Annotated in this window: 20 protein-coding genes; 17 read left to right on the top strand and 3 right to left on the bottom strand. The window is 67.0% G+C overall.

What is annotated here, in order from left to right:
• Nucleotides 1-3 precede the first annotated feature (3 nt).
• The 9 genes from KCI33_RS07105 (at nt 4) to KCI33_RS07065 (ending at nt 10,241) form a co-directional block, all read left to right on the top strand.
• Entirely contained in the window at nt 4-1,167 is a 1,164-nt protein-coding gene (locus KCI33_RS07105; protein WP_212524077.1) for a CoA transferase, read from the top strand.
• A gap of 159 nt (nt 1,168-1,326) precedes the next feature.
• Nucleotides 1,327-3,528 (top strand): NosR/NirI family protein, encoded by a 2,202-nt coding sequence (locus KCI33_RS07100; RefSeq protein ID WP_249138959.1) that lies wholly within the window; start codon nt 1,327-1,329, stop codon nt 3,526-3,528.
• Nucleotides 3,529-3,532: 4 nt separating this feature from the next.
• Nucleotides 3,533-5,434: a TAT-dependent nitrous-oxide reductase gene (gene nosZ, locus KCI33_RS07095; RefSeq protein WP_212524076.1), complete on the top strand. Its 1,902-nt coding sequence runs from the start codon at nt 3,533-3,535 to the stop codon at nt 5,432-5,434.
• Nucleotides 5,435-5,450: 16 nt separating this feature from the next.
• Nucleotides 5,451-6,707, top strand: a complete 1,257-nt coding sequence (locus tag KCI33_RS07090) for a nitrous oxide reductase family maturation protein NosD (RefSeq protein ID WP_212524075.1) — start codon at nt 5,451-5,453, stop codon at nt 6,705-6,707.
• Nucleotides 6,704-7,615, top strand: a complete 912-nt coding sequence (locus KCI33_RS07085) for an ABC transporter ATP-binding protein (RefSeq protein ID WP_212524074.1) — start codon at nt 6,704-6,706, stop codon at nt 7,613-7,615. Before KCI33_RS07090 ends, KCI33_RS07085 begins: the two co-directional genes overlap by 4 nt.
• The gene (locus tag KCI33_RS07080; protein ID WP_212524073.1) at nt 7,615-8,439 is read left to right on the top strand and encodes an ABC transporter permease subunit; all 825 of its coding nucleotides are present in this window, start codon (nt 7,615-7,617) and stop codon (nt 8,437-8,439) included. The genes KCI33_RS07085 and KCI33_RS07080 overlap by 1 nt, the downstream gene beginning before the upstream one ends.
• Nucleotides 8,436-8,966, top strand: a complete 531-nt coding sequence (locus KCI33_RS07075) for a nitrous oxide reductase accessory protein NosL (RefSeq protein ID WP_212524072.1) — start codon at nt 8,436-8,438, stop codon at nt 8,964-8,966. Before KCI33_RS07080 ends, KCI33_RS07075 begins: the two co-directional genes overlap by 4 nt.
• Nucleotides 8,966-9,877: an FAD:protein FMN transferase gene (locus KCI33_RS07070; RefSeq protein ID WP_212524071.1), complete on the top strand. Its 912-nt coding sequence runs from the start codon at nt 8,966-8,968 to the stop codon at nt 9,875-9,877. Before KCI33_RS07075 ends, KCI33_RS07070 begins: the two co-directional genes overlap by 1 nt.
• Nucleotides 9,878-10,016: 139 nt before the next feature.
• Nucleotides 10,017-10,241: a DUF1858 domain-containing protein gene (locus KCI33_RS07065; protein WP_212524070.1), complete on the top strand. Its 225-nt coding sequence runs from the start codon at nt 10,017-10,019 to the stop codon at nt 10,239-10,241.
• Here KCI33_RS07065 and KCI33_RS07060 read toward each other — a convergent pair.
• A complete protein-coding gene (locus tag KCI33_RS07060) occupies nt 10,238-10,933 on the bottom strand; it encodes a Crp/Fnr family transcriptional regulator (protein WP_212524069.1) in 696 nt (231 codons plus the stop codon). The two genes, KCI33_RS07065 and KCI33_RS07060, sit on opposite strands and share 4 nt — an antisense overlap.
• Nucleotides 10,934-11,035: 102 nt before the next feature.
• On the opposite strand from KCI33_RS07060, the gene KCI33_RS07055 reads away from it, so the two are divergent.
• Together KCI33_RS07055 and KCI33_RS07050 are read left to right on the top strand one after the other, a co-directional pair.
• On the top strand, nt 11,036-11,467 hold the full coding sequence (locus KCI33_RS07055) for a pseudoazurin (protein ID WP_212524068.1): 432 nt from the start codon (nt 11,036-11,038) through the stop codon (nt 11,465-11,467).
• An 88-nt stretch (nt 11,468-11,555) separates the two neighbouring features.
• Nucleotides 11,556-12,758 carry an NnrS family protein gene (locus KCI33_RS07050; protein ID WP_212524067.1) on the top strand — a complete coding sequence of 401 codons (1,203 nt, stop codon included), beginning with the start codon at nt 11,556-11,558 and terminating at the stop codon, nt 12,756-12,758.
• Between the two features lie 96 nt (nt 12,759-12,854).
• Here KCI33_RS07050 and KCI33_RS07045 read toward each other — a convergent pair whose 3' ends face one another.
• Complete coding sequence (locus KCI33_RS07045; protein ID WP_212524066.1) at nt 12,855-13,511, bottom strand: GntR family transcriptional regulator; 657 nt, start codon at nt 13,509-13,511, stop codon at nt 12,855-12,857.
• A 168-nt stretch (nt 13,512-13,679) separates the two neighbouring features.
• On the opposite strand from KCI33_RS07045, the gene dctP reads away from it, so the two are divergent.
• The 5 genes from dctP (at nt 13,680) to KCI33_RS07020 (ending at nt 19,353) form a co-directional block, all read left to right on the top strand.
• Nucleotides 13,680-14,633: a TRAP transporter substrate-binding protein DctP gene (dctP, locus tag KCI33_RS07040; protein ID WP_249138968.1), complete on the top strand. Its 954-nt coding sequence runs from the start codon at nt 13,680-13,682 to the stop codon at nt 14,631-14,633.
• A gap of 73 nt (nt 14,634-14,706) precedes the next feature.
• A complete protein-coding gene (locus KCI33_RS07035; RefSeq protein ID WP_212524064.1) occupies nt 14,707-15,258 on the top strand; it encodes a TRAP transporter small permease in 552 nt (183 codons plus the stop codon).
• The gene (locus KCI33_RS07030; protein WP_212524063.1) at nt 15,258-16,574 is read left to right on the top strand and encodes a TRAP transporter large permease; all 1,317 of its coding nucleotides are present in this window, start codon (nt 15,258-15,260) and stop codon (nt 16,572-16,574) included. The genes KCI33_RS07035 and KCI33_RS07030 overlap by 1 nt, the downstream gene beginning before the upstream one ends.
• Complete coding sequence (locus KCI33_RS07025) at nt 16,571-17,818, top strand: malonyl-CoA decarboxylase (RefSeq protein ID WP_212524062.1); 1,248 nt, start codon at nt 16,571-16,573, stop codon at nt 17,816-17,818. Before KCI33_RS07030 ends, KCI33_RS07025 begins: the two co-directional genes overlap by 4 nt.
• An 11-nt stretch (nt 17,819-17,829) precedes the next feature.
• Nucleotides 17,830-19,353 (top strand): malonyl-CoA synthase, encoded by a 1,524-nt coding sequence (locus tag KCI33_RS07020; RefSeq protein ID WP_212524061.1) that lies wholly within the window; start codon nt 17,830-17,832, stop codon nt 19,351-19,353.
• Nucleotides 19,354-19,482: 129 nt separating this feature from the next.
• Here KCI33_RS07020 and KCI33_RS07015 read toward each other — a convergent pair whose 3' ends face one another.
• On the bottom strand, nt 19,483-20,595 hold the full coding sequence (locus KCI33_RS07015; protein ID WP_212524060.1) for a mandelate racemase/muconate lactonizing enzyme family protein: 1,113 nt from the start codon (nt 20,593-20,595) through the stop codon (nt 19,483-19,485).
• A 312-nt stretch (nt 20,596-20,907) separates the two neighbouring features.
• Here KCI33_RS07015 and gap point away from each other — a divergent pair, with 312 nt between their 5' ends.
• Nucleotides 20,908-21,939 (top strand): type I glyceraldehyde-3-phosphate dehydrogenase, encoded by a 1,032-nt coding sequence (gene gap / locus KCI33_RS07010; RefSeq protein WP_212524059.1) that lies wholly within the window; start codon nt 20,908-20,910, stop codon nt 21,937-21,939.
• The last annotated feature ends 233 nt before the right edge of the window (nt 21,940-22,172 follow it).

The raw sequence follows: 22,172 nt of genomic DNA, 5'->3' as shown, positions 1-22,172 counted from the left end.
AACATGGCGCGGGCATTCGACGGGCTGCGGGTGATCGACACGACCCATGTCCTCGCGGGCCCCTTCGCGGCCTACCAGATGGCGGTCCTGGGCGCCGAGGTCATCAAGATCGAAGACCCCAACGACCCCGATCAGGCGCGGATGCAGGGCACGGACCGGGTGCTGACCGACGCCAAGATGGGCACCGCCTTCCTCGCGCAGGGGTCGAACAAGAAGGCGGTCGCGCTCGATCTCAAGACAGAGGCGGGCCGCGCTGCCCTGCTGCGGCTCGTCGATGAGGCGGATGTCTTCGTCGAGAACTATCGCCCCGGCGCTTTCGAAGCGCTCGGCCTCGGCCACGAGGTGCTCAGGGCGCGCAACCCCGGCCTTGTCTATTGCTCGATCTCCGCGTTCGGCGCCACCGGGCCGCGCCGCGCGCAGACCGGCTACGACAACGTGATCCAGGCGTTCTGCGGCATGATGGCGATGACCGGCACGCCGGGCGGCCCCGCGCTCAGGTGCGGGGCGCCGGTGATCGACTATGCCACCGGCACCACGGCGGCCTTCGCCATCACGGCGGCGCTGTTTCACCGGACCCGGACCGGGCAGGGCCAGCATGTGGACGTCTCGATGCTCGATGTCGCGCTGATGCTGATGAGCGCGCCCGCGGCCGGATTTCTGTGGAACGGTGTCCACCCCGAGGCCGCCGGCAACGATTTCTTCTTCGCCACGCTCGGCTGCTACGACACGCTCGACGAGCCGATCATGATCGCCGCCTCCAACCTGGCCCAGCAGGAGCGTCTGTGGCGCGCGCTCGGGCGGGACGATCTGATACGGCAGGACAACAACGCCCGCCTCGATGCCCATGCCGAGGAGAAATCCGCGCTGAGCACGATCCTTGCCACGCGCGGGGCCGCCGACTGGGAGGAATTCTTCATCGCGCGACGGATTCCCGCCGCCCGGGTGCGCCGCCTGGAGGAAGCGCTGGCCGATCCCCAACTGCGCGCGCGCGGCGTCTTCCAGCGGCACCGGGTGCCAGGCCATTCGCTGGACGGGCTCACCGTGCCGGTGGCCGGTTTCACGATGTCGGCCTGCCCGCCGCGACTGGAGTTCCCGCCACAGCCAGTTGGGGCGCAGACCGCCGATATCCTTTCGGCCGACGGACAGACCGAGGCTGACGGCGACTAAGCCCTTAACCACCCTCAGAAAAAACGGACTTGGACCGCGGGGCACTGACGCCTCGACATTCCGCGCGGCGGAATTCGCCCACTTCGTTGTGCCAGCGCAAACTCCGCCGCCCACGCGCGGGTTATCCATCCATCGTCAAGCTCTTCCGGAGCCTTGCCAATGGAATGGAATATGGCCCACGCGTTCAAGACCCTCGTCCGGAGCATTCTTCTTGTCTGGCTCTTCGTCCTGCCCGCCCATGCAGGCAACCTGATCGTCGATTACCTCCGGGACGTCACGCCGTCCGAGATCGTCCCGGGGGCCACGCGCTTCGGCGCGGCCGACGAGAACGGGCTGGTGCCGGCACTGGACGGGGAAAAGACGCTGGGCTGGGCCTTCCTCACCTCGGATTTCGTTCCCACCACGGGCTATTCCGGCAAGCCCATCCACATCGTCGCGGGGATCTCGCCCGAGGCCGTGCTGACCGGCGCCAAGCTGGTCAAGCATTCCGAGCCGATCGTGCTGGTCGGCATCCCCGAAGACGACATCCGCCGGGTCATCGCGCATTACTCGGGCTTTGACCTGCGCAAGGACGCCGCCCGGCGCGACCCCGAGGATCTGGAGATCGTCTCCGGCGCCACGGTCACGATCATGGTGATCGACGACTCCATCCTGCGCGCCGGGATCAAGGCGGCGCAGGCGCTGGGCCTCGACGGTTTCTCAGCGCCCAAGGAAACTGGACCGCGGCGCGAAATCGACCGCGCGGCCGGCGCCATCGGCGACTGGCCGACGCTGGCCGGGGACGGAACGCTGCGCCGTCTCACCCTTGATGTGGCCACGGTCAACGCCGATTTCGCGGCGCTGGGCGATGCGCGCACCGCGAAACATGCCGAGCCCGCCCCCGACGACGACGCCTTCGCCGACATCTGGACCGCGCTGGTCAGCCAGCCGGCGATCGGCCGCAGCCTGCTGGGCGAGGCTGCCTATGGCAATCTCACCAAACGCCTCAAGCCCGGCGACGAGGCGATCGCCGTATTCAACGCGGGGCGCTGGTCCTTCAAGGGATCGGGCTATGTGCGCGGCGGCATCTTCGACCGTTTCCAGCTGATCCAGGGCGAGATTTCGCACCGTTTCCGCGACCGCCAGCATGCCCGCATCGTCCACATCGCAGCCGGGGACGCGCCGGAATTCCCGGAGATGGACCTGTTCATCGTGCCCGCCGAGGCCGGGTTCGACCCCGCCGCTCCCTTCCGCCTGCAATTCCTCGTCAGCCGCGCGGTGGGGCCGATCGAAAAGGTCTTTCTGACCTACGACCTGGGCTACGAACTGCCCGAGCCCTACACCCGGACCGTCGCGGCCGCCCCCGTCGCCGAGCCCGCCGCCACGCGGGCCGAACCGGGCGCGCGCGACGCGCTCTGGATACGGATCTGGGAGGCGAAGCGGGGCCAGGTCCTGATCCTCAGCGCGGCGCTGGCCCTGCTGAGCGGCATCTTCTTCTTCCAGAACTTCGCCACGCTCAACGCGCGCCGCTTTGCCCTGCTGCGCAACGGCTATCTGATCTTCACGTTGGTTTTCGTCGGCTGGATCGCCAACGCCCAGCTTTCCGTCGTCAACGTGCTGGCGGTGGCGAACGCGCTGTTCAGCGAATTCAAGTGGGACACCTTCCTGATGGACCCGCTGATCTTCATCCTGTGGTTCGCTGTGGCCGCGGCGCTGCTGTTCTGGGCGCGCGGGGCCTATTGCGGGTGGCTGTGCCCCTTCGGCGCGCTTCAGGAACTGTCGAACAAGCTGGCCCGGCGCCTTGGCGTGCCGCAGATCACCCTGCCCTGGGGGCTGCACGAGCGGCTCTGGGCGGTGAAATACATCCTCTTTCTGGGGCTGTTCGGCCTCTCGCTCTACTCGTTCGAATTGGCGGAGAAATTCGCCGAGGTGGAGCCCTTCAAGACCGCCATCATCCTGAAATTCGCGCGCCCCCTGCCCTTCGTGCTGATCGCGCTCGGCTTCCTGCTGCCCGGACTTTTCATCGAGCGCTTCTATTGTCGCTATGTCTGCCCCTTGGGCGGCGGGCTCGCCATTCCAGCGCGGCTGCACATGTTCCGCTGGCTCAGACGCTACAAGGAGTGCGGCAACCCCTGCCAGCTCTGCGCCACCGATTGCCCGGTCAAGGCGATCCATCCGACAGGCGAGATCAACCCGAACGAATGCATCTCCTGCCTGAACTGCCAGGTCCTCTACCAGGATCACGCGCGCTGCCCCGTCGTCATCAAGCGCGACAAGCGCCGCGCCAAGGATGCGGTCTCGGCGGCGGCGCTCGCCGCCGCGCCCGAGCGGCCGGACTTCGGCCATCCCAACCAGGTTTCCAAACGCAACAAAGGAGAATAGTCCCATGAGTGAAGAAAACAAAGGCGTCAGCCGACGCGGCCTTCTTGGCGGAACAGCGGGGGCCGCGGCCCTGGCCGGCGTGGCCGGCGGCAGCGGCGGGCTCGGGCTTCTGGCCTCGACCCGCGCGGCCCACGCGGCAACCGCAAAGACCGAAGTCGCCCCGGGCGAACTGGACAGCTACTATGGCTTCTGGTCCTCGGGTCAGTCCGGCGAGGTGCGGATCATCGGCGTGCCCTCGATGCGTGAGCTGATGCGGATCCCGGTCTTCAACCGCTGCTCCGCCACCGGCTGGGGCCTCACCAACGAAAGCCTGAAGATCCTGACCGAGGGCCTGCTGCCCGAGACCAGGGAGTTCCTGGCCAAACGCGGGATGAAGACCTACGACAACGGCGATTTGCACCACCCTCACATGTCCTTCACCGAAGGCACCTATGACGGGCGCTACCTGTTCGCCAACGACAAGGCCAACACCCGTGTCGCGCGCATCCGCTGCGACATCATGAAGACCGACAAGGTCATCGAGATCCCCAACACCTCGGACATCCACGGTCTGCGCCCGCAGAAATACCCGCGCACGGGCTATGTCTTTGCCAATGGCGAACACCGCATCCCGCTGCCCAACGACGGCGCGGTGCTGGACGAGCCGGGAAAATACGTCTCGATCTTCACCGCCATCGACGGCGACACGATGGAGATCGCCTGGCAGGTGATCGTGGACGGCAACCTCGACAACTGCGACGCCGACTATGAGGGCAAGTGGGCCTTTTCCACCTGCTACAACTCCGAAAATGGCGTGACGCTGGCCGAAATGACGGCCAACGAGCAGGACTGGGTCGTGGTCTTCAACATCGAGGCGATCGAGGCGGGCGTCGCTGCCGGGGACTTCAAGGAATACAACGGCGTGAAGGTGCTCGACGGCCGCCACGGGGCGAAATACACCGCCTATATCCCCGTCTCCAACTCGCCGCATGGCTGCAACATGGCGCCGGACAAGCGGCACCTGTGCATCAACGGCAAGCTGTCGCCCACCGTCACCGTGATCGACGTGACCAAGCTGCCCGAGGTCTTCGGCGGGGCCGAGCCGCGCTCGGCCGTGGTGGCGGAGCCGCAGCTCGGCCTCGGCCCGCTCCACACCGCCTTCGACGGCAAGGGCAACGCATTCACCACGCTGTTCCTCGACAGCCAGATGTGCAAGTGGAACATCGAGAAGGCGGTCGAGGCCTATGCCGGCAAGGACGTGGACCCGATCATCGAAAAGATCGACGTGCACTACCAGCCCGGGCACAACCACACCACCATGGGCGAGACGCTGGAGGCGGACGGGCAGTTCCTGATCTCGCTCAACAAGTTCTCGAAGGACCGCTTCCTCAACGTCGGTCCGCTCAAACCCGAGAACGACCAGGTGATCGACATCTCGGGCGCCAAGATGGAACTGATCCACGACGGTCCGACCTTCGCCGAACCGCATGACTGCATCCTGGTGCGCGCCGACAAGGTGAACCCGATCTCGGTCTACGACCGCGGCGATCCGCTGTGGGAAGAGGCGCGCGTCCAGGCCGAGAAGGACGGCGTCGATCTCGACTGGGGGGCCGACGTGATCCGCGACGGCAACAAGGTGCGGGTCTACATGCACTCGGTCGCGCCGGCGTTCAGCCTCGACAAGATCGAGGTCAACCAGGGCGACGAGGTGACGATCTACGTCTCGAACATGGACGAGGTCGACGACCTGACCCACGGCTTCACCCTGGGCAACCACGGCATCGCCTTCGAGGTCGGACCGCAGGCCACTGCCTCGGTCACCTTCACCGCCGACCGTCCGGGCGTGCACTGGTACTACTGCCAGTGGTTCTGCCACGCGCTCCATATGGAGATGCGCGGCCGCCTGCTGGTCAAGCCGGTCGCGTAAGGCGGAGGACCCGAAGATGCGTTTCCCGGTTCTTGCCACGCTCATCGCCCTCCTGCCGCTGGCCGCGCAGGCGGAGCGGATCGACGTGCGGCCCGGACCGGGGGCGCTGGCCGGGGCCATCGCGGCGGCCCGGCCCGGCGACACGCTGATGCTGTCGCAGGGCCGCTATGCCGGGCCTGTCGTCATCGACAAGCCGCTGGAACTCAAAGGCGCCTCCGCCCGGATCGAAGGTCCGGGCGAAGGCAGCGTCGTCACGGTGACGGCCCCCGATGTGGCGATCCGCGACATCACGATCACCGGCGCCGGCGCCCGGCTGAGCGAACTCGACAGCGGCATCCGGCTGATGCAGGGCGCCGACCGCGCGCGGATCGAGGGGGTGACGCTGACGGGCAATCTGATCGGCATCGACGTGCACGGCGCGCGCGACGCAACCATCCGCGGCACCGTGATCGAGGGCCGCAACGACCTGCGCGTGGCCGAGCGCGGCCCCGGCATCTATGTCTGGAACGCGCCCGGGCTGACGGTCGAGGACAACCGCATCTCCAAGGGGCGCGACGGCGTCTTCGTCACCACCTCGAACGATGCCGCCTACCGGCGCAACAGCTTCTCCGAGCTGCGCTTCGCCTTCCACTCCATGTATGCCAACCGGATCGTGGTGGCGGACAATGTCAGCCGCGGCAACGACATGGGCTTTGCCTTCATGTATTCGACCCAGCTGACGGTGGAGCGGAACCTGTCCGAGGGCGACGCCAACCACGGCTTCTTCATGAACTTCGCCAACAAGGCCAGCCTGCGCCACAACGAGGTGCGCGCGGGCGGCGAGAAATGCCTGTTCATCTACAATTCCAACCACAACAGCTTTACCGCGAACCGTCTCGAGGGCTGCGGGATCGGCGTGCACTTCACCGCCGGCAGCCAGGACAATGTGCTGACCGGAAACGCCTTTCTCGGCAACCGGACGCAGGTCAAATATGTCGGCACGCGCTGGCTCGAATGGTCCGACGGCGGGCGCGGCAACTATTGGTCCGATCACGTCGCCTTCGACGTGAACGGCGACGGGCGCGCCGACAGCCCCTACCGGCCCAACGACACGATCGACCGGCTGGTCTGGTCGCAACCGGCGGCCAAGCTGCTGATGGGCGCCCCCGCGATGCAGCTCATCCGCTGGTCGCAATCGCGCTTTCCCGGCCTGCTGCCGGGCGGCGTGATCGACAGCCATCCGCTCGTCTCGGCCGAGGGCGCCGGGCTGCCCGCAACGGAGGACCACCCATGACCGATACCGTGCTCGACATCAGCGCGCTGACCCTGTCCTTCGGCAGCCTGCGCGCGCTCGACGATGTCACCCTGAGGATCGCGGCGGGCGAACGCCTGGCGCTGCTGGGCCATAACGGCGCCGGAAAATCGACGCTGTTCAAGGCGGTTCTGGGCTTTCTGCACCCCGACGCTGGCCGGATTTCGGTCGCGGGTCACGCCCCGGGATCGGACGCGGCGCGCGTGGCGATCAATTACCTGCCCGAGACCGTCTCCTTCCCGCGCAGCCTGACCGGACGCGAGGTGCTGGGCTATTTCTCGGGGCTGCGCGGGGCGCCGCGCGCCGCAATCGCGGATCTGCTGGAGCGGGTCGGGCTGGCCCAGGCCGCCGACCGCGCCGTCGGCACCTACTCCAAGGGGATGCGCCAGCGGCTGGGCCTCGCCCAGGCGCTGATCGGGGCGCCGCGGCTGCTGCTGCTGGACGAGCCGACCAGCGGGCTCGACCCGATCTCGCGGCACGATCTCTATTCCGTCATCGCCGAGGCCGCCGGACGCGGCTCGGCGGTGCTGCTCTCGGCGCACGGGCTGGAAGAGGTGGAGAACCGCACCGACCGGGTGGCGATCATGTTCCGCGGCCGCCTGCGCGCCGAAGGCACGCTGGAGGAGCTCGCCCGCCGCGCCGCGCTTCCCGCCACGATCCGCGTGACCGCGGCCGAGGGCGCCGCCGACCGGCTGCACGCGGAACTGGGTGGCCAGAGGATCAACGGCGCTCGGCTGGAGATCGACTGCACGCCCGAGACCAAGCTTGCCCTGCTGGCCCGGCTGACCGCACATGCCGATCTGCTGCGCGACATCGACCTGGCCAACCCCGGCCTGGCCGAGATCTACCGCCATTTCTCGAAGCACATGGATCAGGAGGACCGGACGTGATGACGCGCATGATCACCATCTTCGTGCAGGAATTCCGCCTCGCGCGGCGCAACCTCTGGGTGCTTCTCGCGACCGGGGTGCTGACCCTTTTCGCACTGGCCCTAGCCTTTCTCGGGGCCGGACAGGGCGCGGCGCTGAAGGCCGATGTGCTCAGCCTTACCGCGGCCAGCCTCGCCACGCTGTCGGTTTACCTCATCCCGCTGATCGCGCTGCTGATGTCCTATGACGCGTTCTCCGGCGAGGTGGAGCGCGGCACCCTGGCGCTGACGCTGGCCACCCCGGTGCGCCGCTGGGAGCTGTTCGGGGCCAAGTTCCTGGCCCAGACCGTGGCCGCGGGCACTGCGATCGCGATCTCCTTCCTGCTGGCCGGGGCGGCCGTGGTCCTGGTCTACGGGGCCGCACCCGCCGGCCTTGCCGCCTGGGCGAGTCTCACCGCGTCCTCCATCGCGCTCGGCGCGGTCTTTGTCGCGGTCGGCCTCACGCTGTCGGCGGCTGCGGGGCGCACCGCGCTGGCCGCCGCGATGGCGATCGGCATCTGGCTGGTGCTGGTCGTCCTCTACGATCTTGCGCTGCTGGGCGGGATCATGGCCGCGGGCGAGGGTGTCTTCGCCAGCCATGTCTTCCCCTGGCTAGTGCTCGCCAATCCGGCGGATGCCTTCCGCCTCTACAACCTTGCCGCGCTCGACGCCGCACCGGTGGCGGGCATCGACGGGCTGGCGCGGACGCTGCCCTTCCCGCCCTATGCCGCCCTCGGCGCGCTCGCGTTGTGGCTCGCGGGGGCGCTGGCGCTCGGCATTCATCGCACGAAAAGGATTGTCCTATGAAAAAGCTGGTTCTGGCCCTGACGCTGGGCCTGTCTCTCGCCGCCTGCAAGGAAGACACCGCCGGCATCCCGGCGCCGGTCGCGATGACCTCCGAGGCGCTCGGCCATTACTGCCAGATGTTCGTCGCCGACCATCCCGGCCCGAAGGCGCAGATCCACCTGAAGGGCTACGCGGCGCCGCTGTGGTTCAGCCAGGTGACGGACGCCGTGGCCTATGTCAGCGACCCCGAGCGCCCGGCCGAGATCACCGCGATCTATGTGTCGGACATGGGCGCGGCGGAAAGCTGGACCATACCGGGCGAGAACAACTGGCTGGCCGCCGGCGACGCCCATTTCGTGATCGAAAGCGGCCAGCCCGGCGGCATGGGCCTGCCCGAGGCCATTCCCTTCGCCGAGGCCGCCGCCGCGCAGGCCTTCACCGACCGGAACGGCGGGCGCGTCGTCCGCTTCGACGAGGTGCCCGAGGCCTACGCCCGGCCCGACATGGAGGTGATGGCCGGTCAACCCACGCATGGGGGGACGCATTGATGAAAACGGGTTTCACACGACGCCGGTTCCTGACCATTTCGGCCGCGGCCTGCGCGGCGCCCAGGCTGTCGGCCGCGGCGCCAATCACCCGCTGGCGCGGACAGGCATTGGGGGCGCGGGCAGAGCTGCGCCTGGCCGGCCTGGATGCCGATGAGGCCGCGCCGATCCTGCGCGCGGTCACGGCCGAGCTTGCGCGGATCGACGCGCTGTTCAGCCTGATGCGCGCGGATAGCGCGCTGATGCGCCTCAACCGCGCGGGTCATCTTGAAAACCCGCCGCCCGAGCTTCTGTCGCTGCTGTCGCTGTCGCGGGCCGCTCATGAGCTCACCGGGGGACTGTTCGACCCGACGGTGCAGCCGCTTTTCGCGCTGCACGCCACGCATGCCGCCGCGGGCACCGCGCCGACCCCCGACGAGGTGGCGGAAACGCGGACCTCGGTCGGGTTGCGGCATGTCGCTTTCGACACGGGGCGCGTGCGTTTCGAACGCCCCGGCATGGGGCTGACGCTGAACGGCATCGCGCAAGGCTACGCCACCGACAGGATCGCGGCGCTGCTGGCCGGCGCCGGCCTGCGCGACGTGCTGGTCGACGCCGGCGAGATCCGCGCCCTGGGCGATGCCCCGGGGCAGACCGGCTGGCCCGTGCGTCTGGCCGGGGGCGAGCGGCACGCGCTGCGTGCGGCCGCCGTGGCGACCTCGCGCGTCACCGGGACGATGGTGAACCCGGCGCATGGCATCGGGCATATCTTCGACCCGACCGGCCGGGCGGGGGCGCCCCGCGCCGGCGCGATCAGCGTCCTGCACGAAAGCGCCGCCTTTGCGGATGCCATCTCCACGGCGGCGGTTTTCCTTGATCGAAGGCGGCTTGGAGAACTCGCGCGCCACGGCGTCGCATTTTCGACCGAGGGATAGCCGTGGGCCTTAGGCCCTCATCGGTCGGCGAGGACGGAGAGAGGCGAGAGGCGATACCGGCCCCGCGCACCGACGTGTCGTCGAACCGCAGGGAGCAGAACAACAGACGCAAACAGAATTCAGGAGAAAGGAGAGACCGATGCGCCGTCCCGATATCGACGATTCCGATCTGCCGCTCTCCGAGCTGTTTGCATGCTGGCCGGAGGCCGCCACCGTGTTCCTGGAGCGCAGGATGATCTGCCCGGGCTGCCCGATCGCACCGTTCCACACCGTGACCGACGCCTGCGCGGAATACGATCTGGACGAGGGGGCGTTTCGCGCCGAGTTGCGGCAGATCGCCCGTCGCGGGCGCCGGCCCGCCTAACCCTGGGCGCCGCTCAGCAGCACCAGACGGTGCGGCGCCGTCACCACGATATGCTTGCGGGTGGAGTGCACGATGCCGTCCCTCTCCCAGGCCGAAAGCAGACGGCTGACCGTATGCAGCGTGGAGCCGGTCATGTCCGAGAGGTTCTGCCGGGTGATGGGAAAGGCGATCTCGATGCCGGTCTCGACCCTGCGCCCGGACTGGTTGACCAGCCGCAGAAGCGCGGCTGCCACGCGCTGCTCGACGGCCTGGGTCGCCAGTTCCACGATCCGGGTCTGCATCTCGCCCAGCCGCTCCCCAACGGTCCGGTAGCATTCGGTGGCGAAGCCCTCGTATTTCGCGGAGAACCCGTCCCAGAGCCGCACCGGCCAGGACAGCGCAAGCGACTCCGATGCCGTCATCGCCGTGGCGGGGTAGGTATCCCGGCGCAGCGCCGGCGCGATACCGAAGAGCTGCCCGGGCGCGATGTGCAGCGCGATGATCTGCTCCCCTTCCGGCGTGGTCTTGATGACCCGGATAAACCCGTCGAGCAGCAGGTAGAACCGCTCGGCGTCGTGGCCCTCGCGGAAGATGGCCGTTCCCGCGTCGTAGCGCTGCGACACCGAAAGATCCAGGATCTCGCGGATCTGCGGACGATCCAGAAGGCTGAAAGGAGGAAGCCCGGTCAGCAGGCTCTCGTCGAGCTTCGGCATGAAACCACCGGAAGTTTGTCTCAGAGCAAAGTTGGCAAGCCGCTCTTAACGCATATCGGGGCCGGACGAAACATTCGGAATGCACGAAAAGGACGATAGCCAATGACTCTGAAATCCATGATCCTGACCGCAGCCCTGGCCCTGGCCGCAGGCACAGCCGGTGCCGAGACCTTCGAAATCCAGCTGCGCAACAAGGGCGAAGCCGGCATGATGGTCTTCCAGCCGTCCTTTGTGACGGCGCAGCCCGGCGATGTGATCCACTTCGTGCCCGTCGACAAGGGCCACAATGTGGAAAGCATCGAAGGGATGCTCCCCGAGGGCGTCGAAGCCTTCAAGACGAATTTCGACGAGGAATTCACCCTGACCGTCGAGGCGGAGGGTCTCTACGGCGTGAAATGCACCCCGCACTACGCACTGGGGATGGTCGCGCTGATCCAGGTCGGTGCGGCGACCAACCTCGAGGCCGCACAGGCGGTCAAACAGAAGGGCAAGGCCCGCGGCCGCTTCCAGGAGCTTCTTGCACAGGTCCAGTAAGGCATCCGCGTCCCGCCTCGCGAGACCTGCGGGGGCGGCGCCGCAGGGTGCCGCCCCCGCCCGTTGTTCCCCGGGATAGGAGCTCCAGATGATACCCCGCCAAGAATATTCCGGCCCGACCATCCTTTCTTTCGGCTTTCGGCCCTTCTTCCTCGGCGCCATCCTGTTCGCGCTGGCGGTCGTGCCGGTCTGGCTGCTGGTCTGGCACGGCACGCTTGAGGCCCCCGGCCCCTTTCTGCCCGCGGATTGGCATGTCCACGAGATGATCTTCGGCTACGCGGCGGCGGTGGTGGCGGGGTTCCTGTTCACGGCGGTGCCCAACTGGACCGGCCGGATGCCCGCGCGCGGGATACCTCTGGCCGCCTTGTTCGCGCTGTGGATTCTCGGGCGGCTGGCGGTATGGGGCGCGTTGGGGCTGCCGCCGCTCGCGGTGCTGGCGATCGACTGCGCGTTCCTGTTCGCGGTGATCGCCATGATCGCGCGCGAGATCATCGCGGGCAGGAACTGGCGCAACCTCAAGGTGCTGGTCCCGCTGACGCTGCTCTGCCTCGCCAACGCCATGTTCCATGCGGAGACAATGATCTCCGGCAGTTCCGCCATCGGGCGGCGGCTGGGGCTCGCGGTTCTGATCTTTCTGATCATGCTGATCGGCGGGCGCATCATTCCCAGTTTCACGCGCAACTGGCTGGCCAAGACCGGCGCCCAGCGCATGCCCGCGCCCTTCAGCCGTTTCGACACGGCAAGCCTGTTTGCCGCCGTGCCCGGCCTGGCGTTGTGGGTTCTGTTGCCCGAGACGCCGGCGGCGGGCGTGCTGCTGGTTCTGGCGGGGGGGATCCACCTCGCGCGCCTGTCGCGCTGGCGTGGGGGGGCGGTCTGTCCGTCGCCGCTTCTGCTCATGCTGCACGTCGCCTATCTTTTCGTGCCGCTGGGCCTGATTTCGGCGGGGCTTGCACCCTTCGGCCTGCTGTCGCCTGCGGCGGGCGCTCACCTGCTGGGCATCGGGGCGGTGGGCGGCATGACGCTGGCAGTGATGGCGCGGGCCACTTTGGGCCATACCGGGCGGGACCTCGTGGCGGGGCCGGTCCTGACCGCCGCCTTTGTTCTGCTGATGGCCGCCGCGGCCGCGCGCGTGGCGGGTTTTCAGGACATCGCCCCCGGCATTGACGGCGTCCTGCTGGCCGGCCTTCTGTGGACCGCCGCCTTTGCGCTGCTGGCATGGCGCGTCATCCCCTGGCTGGCCGCCCCGCGGCTTGCCCGCAAGGCCGCGAGCCGCGCCGCGCCGCGGACCTGAGTGCCGCCGCCCGCGGATCTCCCGAACCGGCCGGAACCTGTGATTTCCCAAGGGGGGACAAGGGCCGCCGGCGCACGGCCGGGACAACGACTGGCGTTACGCCACGGAGGGCTTCAGGCTTGCCAGCAGGTGGTGGAATTTCTCGCCCTGGACAGCCACATGCGACCGGAGCGACGCAGCCGCGCGCTCCGCGTCGCCGGCAGAAAGCGCATCCATGATTTCCTCATGCTCGGTCATGGACTGGTCCATCCGACCACGCAGCCGCAGTTGCGCCCGGCGGAACGGCTTCAGCCGGTTGTGCAGGCTCAGCGTCTCCTGCTCCAGGAAACTGTTCCCTGATTCGCGGTAGATGATCTGGTGGAACCGCTCGTTTTCCCAATAGTAGGCATCCGCGTCATGCGCGGCCACGGTCGCTAGGCATCGGGCATTCGCCTCCCTGAGTTCGGCAAGCGCGGCGTCGGAGATCCTGACCGCGGCCAGCCGGCCGCACACGGCCTCAAGCTCGGCCATTACCTCAAACATCTCGATGAGCTCAACCGGGCCGGGCTGGCGCACGAAGACGCCTCGGCGCGGGATCTGTTCGACCAGACCGGACAGCGCGAGCTTCTGGAATGCCTCTCTCAGGGGTGTCCGCGACACCCCGAAACGTTCCGCCAGACGCACTTCGTCGAGCCTCTCTCCATTGGCGAAAGTGCCGTTAAAGATCTGCTCTTCCAAGGTCTTGGCAATATGATCGGCGCGCCGGATCTCCATGAAATAGCCCTACCAACTTATCGGTATAAATGCAATACGTCACACCTTGTATACAACATACTTGACTAAGAAAACAAAGCCCTCATACTCGGGCCGCGATCTGGACAAATCCAGTGAAGCATTTGGGAGGAGAACATGAACCTGAGAATTTCGACGGCCATCGGCGCGATGGCCCTCTTTGCAGGCGTGGCCGCTGCCGATGCAGCCGAGCTGCGCCTTTCGCACCAGTGGTCGGACAAGGATGTCCGGCACCAGGTAGCCCAGATCGTCGCCGACGAGGTCGCGGCCGCCGGTGTCGACCTCGACATCAAGATCTTTCCCAGCCAGTCGCTGTTCAAGGCGCGCGAGCAGTACAAGCCGCTCAGCCGCGGCCAGCTGGACATGACCGTTCTGCCGCTGTCCTACGCCGGCGGCCAGCAGCCGGCCTATAACCTGACGCTGATGCCCGGCCTGGTGAAGAACCACGACCACGCCGCGCGTCTGGTCGAGAGCCCCTTCATGGACGCCCTCGAAGAGAAAATGGCCGAAGACGACGTGATGGTCCTGGTGCACGGCTATCTCGCGGGCGGTTTCGCCGGCAAGGAGAAGTGCATCACCGCCCCCGAGGACGTGCAGGGTCTGCAGACGCGCGCCGCAGGCAAGGCATTCGAGCAGATGCTGGCCGGCGCCGGCGCGTCGATCGCCTCGATGGCCTCGTCGGAGATCTACAACGCGATGCAGACCGGCGTTCTGGACGCCGCGAACACCTCGTCCTCGTCCTTCGTGAGCTACCGCATCTACGAGCAGGTCGCCTGCTACACGCCCCCGGGCGAATATGCGCTGTGGTTCATGTACCAGCCGCTGCTGATGAACAAGTCCACCTTCGAGGGCCTGTCGAAAGAGCAGCAGGACGCGCTCCTGCGCGGGGCCGAGAAGGCCCAGGCCTACTATCTCGAAGAGGCCAAGAAGGAAGACTCCGAGTCGCGTCGCATCTTCGCGGAGCAGGGCGTCGAGATCGACGACATGACGGCCGAGGAATTCGAAGCCTGGCGCAAGATCGCGGCCGAGACCTCCTACAAGGCCTTCGTCGACGAAGTGGCTGACGGCCAGAAGCTCCTAGACATGGCGCTCGCCGTCGAGTGAGCGCAACGCCCCGGGGCGGCCGACCGGCGCCGCCCCGGGGCCCACGCATACCCAAATTAGCAGGAGAAGCAGCATGGCGGGCCATAACAGCTCGGCAGCGATGGCGCGGACCGGGGAAAACACATTTCTTCGCGCCGTCGCCCTGATTTCGATGGTCGCCGGATGGTGTTCGGCCGCCATGATCATGACGGCCGTCGCCATAACGTGCCAGATGATCTTCATCCGGTTCGTTCTGAACGGCTCGACCGTCTGGCAGACCGAGGCCGTGATCTACCTTGTCATCGCCGCGACACTGATCGGGCTGCCCTATGTCCAGCGGCTGCGCGGCCATGTGAACGTCGATCTCCTGCCGCTCGCCCTGCCCACGCGCTGGCGTTATGTGCTGAGCCTCGTCGTGCTCTGCCTGTCCATCGCGATCGTCTCGGTGATGGCCTTCTACGGGTTCGAATTCTGGCACCTCGCCTGGGAGCGCGGCTGGCGGTCGGACACCGTTTGGGGCGTGAAACTCTGGATCCCCTATCTGGCGATCCCGGTCGGTTTCGGGCTTCTTCTTCTGCAACTCATCGCCGATCTCGTCGCCCTGGCGATCGGTGTCGACAAACCATTCGGACTGGAGGTCAGCTAGTGGATCCGCTTCTTCTGGGGGCCATCGTGGCCGTCTCCACGATCATCGTCCTGTTTTCCGGGGTCTCGGTCGCCGTCGGTCTGCTGATCGTCTCGGCCGGCTTCCTGATCGCCTTCGACGGCATGCGCTCGCTTGAACTGATGCCCGAGATCTTCTTCGGCAAGCTCGACAATTTCGCGCTGCTGTCGATCCCGATGTTCATCATCATGGGCTCGGCCATCGCCTCGACGCGGGCGGGGGGCGACCTCTACGAGGCGCTCGAACGCTGGCTGACCCGCATTCCCGGCGGGCTGGTCATCTCCAACCTCGGGGCCTGCGCGCTGTTCGCGGCGATGTCGGGCTCGTCGCCAGCGACCTGCGCCGCCATCGGCAAGATGGGCATCCCCGAGATGCGCAAGCGCGGCTATCCCGAAGGCGTCGCAGCGGGCTCCATCGCCGCGGGCGGCACGCTGGGCATCCTCATCCCGCCCTCGGTTACGATGATCGTCTACGGCATCGCCACCGAGACCTCGATCGGCCGGCTGTTCCTGGCCGGCGTGGTCCCGGGCCTGATGCTGGTCGGGCTGTTCATGGGCTGGTCGATCTATTCGACCTGGCGCTCGGGCGAGGCCTCGGTGCTGTCGGCGGGCACCTACAGCTGGCGTGAGAAGTTCGAGATCCTGCCCCGCGTCCTGCCGTTTCTGGCCATCATCTTCGGGGTGCTCTACGCCATGTATGGCGGCATCGCGACGCCGTCGGAGACCGCGGCGGTCGGGGCGCTGCTGTGCCTGCTGATCGCCATGATCATCTACAAACTGTGGAGCCCGAAGGCTCTGTGGGTCGTGCTCAGGGACAGCACGCGCGAGTCGGTGATGATCCTCTTCATCATCGCAGCGGCCGGGGTATTCTCCTACATGCTGTCCTCGCTCTTCATCACCCAGTCGATCGCCGAATGGATCGGGACGCTGGAGGTGAACCGCTGGGTGCTGATGGCGACCATCAACGTCTTCCTTCTGATCGCGGGCTTCTTCCTGCCGCCGGTCGCGGTGATCCTGATGGCCGCGCCGATCCTGCTGCCGATCATCACCACCGCCGGATTCGATCCGATCTGGTTCGCCGTGGTGCTGACCATCAACATGGAAATCGGCCTGATCTCGCCGCCGGTCGGCCTGAACCTCTATGTCATCAACGGTATCGCGCCTGACATCTCGCTGAAGACGATCCTGCTGGGGTCGCTGCCCTATGTGGCCTGCATGGTGTTCGCGATCGTGCTGCTGTGCGCCTTTCCGGAGCTGGCGACCTGGCTCCCGGACATGGTGATGGGAGAGGCGAGATGACCCTTCTCGCCGATCTTCTCTCGACGGTATTCGAGCGGCGCAACCGGCTCTCGCCGCTGCTCGGACGGGATGACCGGCCGATCGGGGAACTGACCGGCGAATTGCTGGGCGCCAGCGCCGAGACATCGGGGCTGGTGCTCGCCCGGCAGATCCTGGAACGCTACGAGGGCAAGGACGACGAGGCGAAACTCGCCTTCTTCCGGCATCTCGCCTCGGAGATGAACATCGACCCCGCGCAGTTGCGCGGGGCGCTCGAAGCCTACGAGGCCGACCCCTCGGGCAAGACCTACCGCAGCTTCATGGCGGCGGCCGAGCCGCCCCGGCAAGAGCTGATCCGCCGTCTCAACCAATTGCCGGGCGCGACCGGCGCACTTGTCCGGATGCGCGCCGATCTGCTGCGGCTGGGCCGGGACGAGCCCGCGCTGCAGGCGCTCGACCTCGACTTCAAGCATCTCTTCGCCTCGTGGTTCAACCGCGGCTTTCTCGTGTTGCGGCCGATCAACTGGGGCAGCCCCGCGCATATCCTGGAAAAGGTCATCGCCTACGAGGCGGTGCACGCCATCCACAGCTGGGAGGACCTGCGCCGCCGCCTCGCGCCGCCGGACCGGAGATGTTTCGCCTTCTTCCACCCCGCGATGCCGGACGAGCCGCTGATCTTCGTCGAGGTCGCCCTCACCCAGGGCGTGCCCGGCTCGATCCAGTCGCTGCTGAGCGAGGGGCGCAAGCCCCTCCGCTCGGACGAGGCGGATACCGCGGTCTTCTACTCGATCTCGAACTGCCAGGCGGGGCTGGCGGGCATCTCCTTCGGCAACTCCCTGATCAAGCAGGTCGCCTCCGACCTGGCGACGGAGCTTCCGGGGCTCAAGACCTTCGTCACCCTCTCGCCGATCCCGGGCCTGGTGAAATGGCTCGACGCGCAGGGGATCGAGTACGACCCCGAAGACCAGGAAAAGATGCGCGAAGTCGCCGCCTATTACCTGCTCTCGGCCAAGCGCCCCGACGGGCTGCCCGTCGATCCGGTCGCCCGCTTCCATCTGGGCAATGGCGCGATGATCCATGCGGTCCACGCCGACGCCGATGTCTCGGCCAACGGGCTGCGCCAGTCGGCGGGAACCATGGTCAACTATCTCTACAAGCTGGACCGCGTCGCGCAGCATCACGAACGCTACGCCAGCAAGCACGAAGTCGTCGCCTCGCAATCTGTTCGGTCGCAGGCGAATTCGTGGGAAAAATCATCCGCGTAAGGAACGAACCGATGGCCAATCCACTTTACGACACCCTTTTCGGTCGCCACCTCGGCAGCGCGAAGCCGTTTCTCCGCCTAGCGGACGGCGCGACGCTCAGCTATTCCGATTTCCTCGCCATGGCGTCGCGCATTGCCCATGTGCTGGTTGAATGCGGTCTCGAGCCCGGCGACCGGGTGGCCGTTCAGGTCGAGAAATCCCCCGAGGCGCTGGCGCTTTACGCGGCGGCGGCGCAGGCGGGCATCGTGTTCCTGCCCCTCAACACCGCCTACACAACCGACGAGCTGAGCTATTTCGTCGAGGACAGCGGCGCGAAACTGCTGATCTGCGACAGCGCCAAACAGGGCGCGCTGACGCCGATGATGGACCGCCTGGGCGGCCGGATCGAGACACTCAACGCCGACGGCTCGGGCAGCCTGAGCGATCTTGCGCAGGCCAAGCCGTCTGAGTTCGCCCCGGTCGCGCGCGACGAGGGGGACCTGGCGGCGTTCCTCTACACGTCCGGGACGACCGGCCGTTCGAAAGGCGCGATGCTGACGCAGAAGAACCTGCTGTCGAACGCGCTGACCCTGGCCGAGCACTGGCGCTTCACCGCCGATGACGTGCTGCTGCATGCCCTGCCGATCTTCCACACCCACGGCCTGTTCGTGGCGACCAATGTCACGCTGGCGGCGGGCGGCAGCATGATCTTCCTGCCGAAATTCGACCTCGATCGGATCATCGAACTGCTGCCGCAGGCGACGGCGATGATGGGGGTTCCGACCTTTTACACGCGGCTGCTGGACGATCCGCGCTTCACCAGGGACCTCGCGCAGCACATGCGCCTGTTCATCTCGGGCAGCGCGCCGCTTCTGGCCGATACCCATATCGCCTTCGAGGAACGGACCGGCCATCGCATCCTCGAACGCTACGGCATGACCGAGACCAACATGAACACCTCCAACCCCTACGAGGGCGAGCGACGCGCAGGCACCGTCGGCTTCCCGCTGCCGGGCGTGGAGCTGAAGATCACCGATCCCGGCTCCGGCGAGACGCTGCCGGTGGGCGAGGTCGGCCAGATCGAGGTGCGCGGCCCGAACGTGTTCAAGGGATACTGGCAGATGCCGGAAAAGACCGCCGCAGAGCTGCGCGAGGACGGCTTCTTCATCACCGGCGACCTCGGCCAGATCGACGCGGACGGCTATGTCACCATCGTCGGCCGGAACAAGGACCTGATCATCTCCGGCGGCTACAACATCTATCCCAAGGAGATCGAGCTGGTGCTGGACGAACAGCCCGGCGTGCTGGAAAGCGCCGTGATCGGCGTGCCGCATCCCGATTTCGGCGAGACCGTCCTGGGCGTTCTGGTGGCCGAGAAGGGGCAAACCCCTGACCTCGACGCCATCGACAAGGCGGTGAAGCAGTCGCTCGCGCGATTCAAGCATCCGCGCCAGTTGATCGTCGTTGACGAGTTGCCGCGCAACACCATGGGCAAGGTGCAGAAGAACATCCTGCGCGAGCGCTACAAGGACGCGTTCCAGCCGGCCGAAGGCTGATCCCGTCCCGGCGCGGTCGGGGCGTGACGACCCGGGGCCCATCCGCGAGCCCCCTGAGAGGGGTTCGCCAAGAAAGAACAACGGTGGCGCCCAGCCTGTGCCGGGCGCCACATTGCGTTTTGCGCGGCATCATTCGCCCCGCGCGATCACCCTGTCATAAGTCGCCCGCGCCGCGATCTGATCCCAATCCCAATCGATGCCCAGGCCGGGTTCGCCGGACGGAAAGGCGCGGCCGTCCTCGATACGCATCTTCGCACCGGTGATCAGGTCCAGCTGCGGAATATATTCCAGCCATTTCGCGTTGGGGATGGCGCAGACAAGCGGCAGATGCAGTTCCATCAGGAAATGCGGGCAGACGGTGACGTTATGCGCCTCGGCCAGATGCGCCGTTTTCAGCCAGGGGGTGATGCCGCCGATACGGGCCACGTCCACCTGGACGATGCTCGCGGCGCCGGCCACGAGGTAGTCCTTGAACTGGCTCAGCGAATACATGCTTTCTCCGACCGCGATGGGGACCGAGGTGCTGGCGGCCAGCGCCGCGTGGCCGGCCAGGTCATCGGCCGGCAGCGGCTCTTCGAACCAGGCGATCCCGTTGCTTTCGAGCACGCGGGCACGGCGGATCGCCTCGGAGAGCGAGAACCCCTGGTTGGCGTCGGTCATGATCTCGAACCCGTCCCCGACCGCGGCCCGCACCGCCGAAAGGCGCGCGGCGTCCTCGCTGATGTGTTCGCGCCCGATCTTGATCTTGGCGCCCCTGAAACCGCGCGCCTGCATCTCGACCGCATCCGCCACCAGCTGTTCGGTCTCCAGATGCAGCCAGCCGCCCTCGGTGGTGTAGAGCGGGACGCTTTCGCGACTGCCGCCCGCGGCCTTCCACAGCGGCAGCCCGATCTTGCGGCATCTGAGGTCCCAAAGCGCGGTGTCGATCGCCGCCAAAGCCAGCGAGGTGATGGCGCCGACCGCCGTTGCATGGGTGGTGAACAGAAGGTCGCGCCAGATCCCGTCGATCCGGTCCGCGTCGCGCCCGATCAGGGCCGGGGCCAGGGTGTGTTCCAGCAGCGCCATGATCGACGGCCCGCCGGTGCCGATGGTGTAGGAATAGCCCGTGCCCTGCGCCCCGTCGCTGTCATGCACCGTGACGATCGGGGTCTCCTGGCTGATGAAGGACTGGATCGCGTCGACGCGGCGCACCTTGGGCGCCAGGTCCACCATTTTCAGGTCTACGCGGGTGATGGTTGCCATGGCTTTCTCCCTCGGGTCGCGGCGCCGGATTCGCTGTGCAAGAGATAGCACTTGTTTTCGGCATGTTGGAAACGCGGACTGCGGGCCGGAAAGGGTCAGGCCTCTTCCGGGCCCGGGGGCGCTTTGGCGTGCCACGCCCCATGCGCGGTCGCCGGACAGGGCCTCCGCCCGTATCGCATCCCGCGCGGTCGCCTCGGGCACCGCGCGAACGAGAGCGCCGATTGCGCCGGTGAAATTCCTTGCGTTTTTGGCGGATTTATGTTAGCGCTAACGTATTGACGTATTGAAGACCCCTGGGAGAGGACCCCGGCCATGACGCCGACAAAACTCGCCATCAATGGCTTTGGCCGCATCGGCCGCGGCGTTCTGCGGGCCTGGATCGAGTCCGGCCGCAGCGACGTGGAGATCGTCGCCATCAACGATCTCGGCCCTATTGAGACCAACGCCCACCTTCTGAAATACGACTCGGTGCACGGAAGGTTTGGCGCCGATGTTTCGGTCGAGGGCGACATGCTGATCGTCAACGGTCACCGCATCCGCGTCACCGCGGAGCGCGACCCGCGCAACCTGCCCTGGGGCGACGTGGACATCGCGCTGGAATGCACGGGCATCTTCACCACACGCGACAAGGCGGCCGCCCATCTTGAGAACGGCGCGCGCAAGGTCCTTATCTCGGCCCCGGCCGAGGGCGCGGACAGGACGGTGGTTTTCGGCGTCAACGACCAGGATCTCACGGATTGCGACGTGATCGTCTCCAACGCGTCCTGCACCACGAACTGCCTGGCGCCGGTGGCCAAGGTGCTGGACGACGCCTTTGGGATCGTGACCGGCTACATGACCACCGTGCATTCCTACACAGGCGACCAGCCCACGCTGGATGCGTTGCACAAGGACCTTTACCGCGCGCGCGGGGCGGCGATCTCGATGATCCCGACCTCGACCGGCGCGGCGCGGGCCGTGGGGCTGGTGCTGCCGCATCTGAAGGGCAGGCTGGACGGATCGGCGATCCGGGTGCCGACCCCGAATGTCTCGGTCGTGGACCTGTGCTTCATGCCGTCGCGCCCGGTCACCGCCGAAGAGGTCAACGACGCGATCAGGGCGGCGGCCAACGGCCCCCTCCGGGGGATCCTGGAGATCTCCGACCTGCCGCTGGTGTCGTCGGATTTCAACCACAACCCCAGTTCGTCGATCTTCGCCAGCGCCCAGACCAAGGTCACCGAAGGCGGCATGGTCCGGATTCTGGCCTGGTATGACAACGAATGGGGCTTTTCCAACCGGATGCTGGACACCGCCCAGCGCATGGCGCAGACGAGCGCCCGCGCGCGTTGCGAACAGGCCGCCTGAGGACCGGGGCAAGCGCCCGGACACCCGCGAGGCCCTCCAACGGCGCATCGCGCCGGAACGCAACGTCGGCCGCGCCGCGCCGCGACTGGATGATCGGGGCGGCCCCGACCCTGTCCGGGTCACGGGCCGCCCACGCTCATTCCTGATCCTCCGCGAGCCGTTTTGCGGCCTTTTCAAAGAAGTCCTCGGCGCCGAAGTTGCCCGATTTCAGGGCCAGGACCAAGCCGTCATGC

Source organism: Actibacterium sp. MT2.3-13A, from assembly GCF_018139985.1.
GTDB lineage: Bacteria > Pseudomonadota > Alphaproteobacteria > Rhodobacterales > Rhodobacteraceae > JAGSOU01.
Note: the sequence above shows the minus strand (reverse complement) of the source record. Positions and strands in the feature narration are given on the sequence as shown.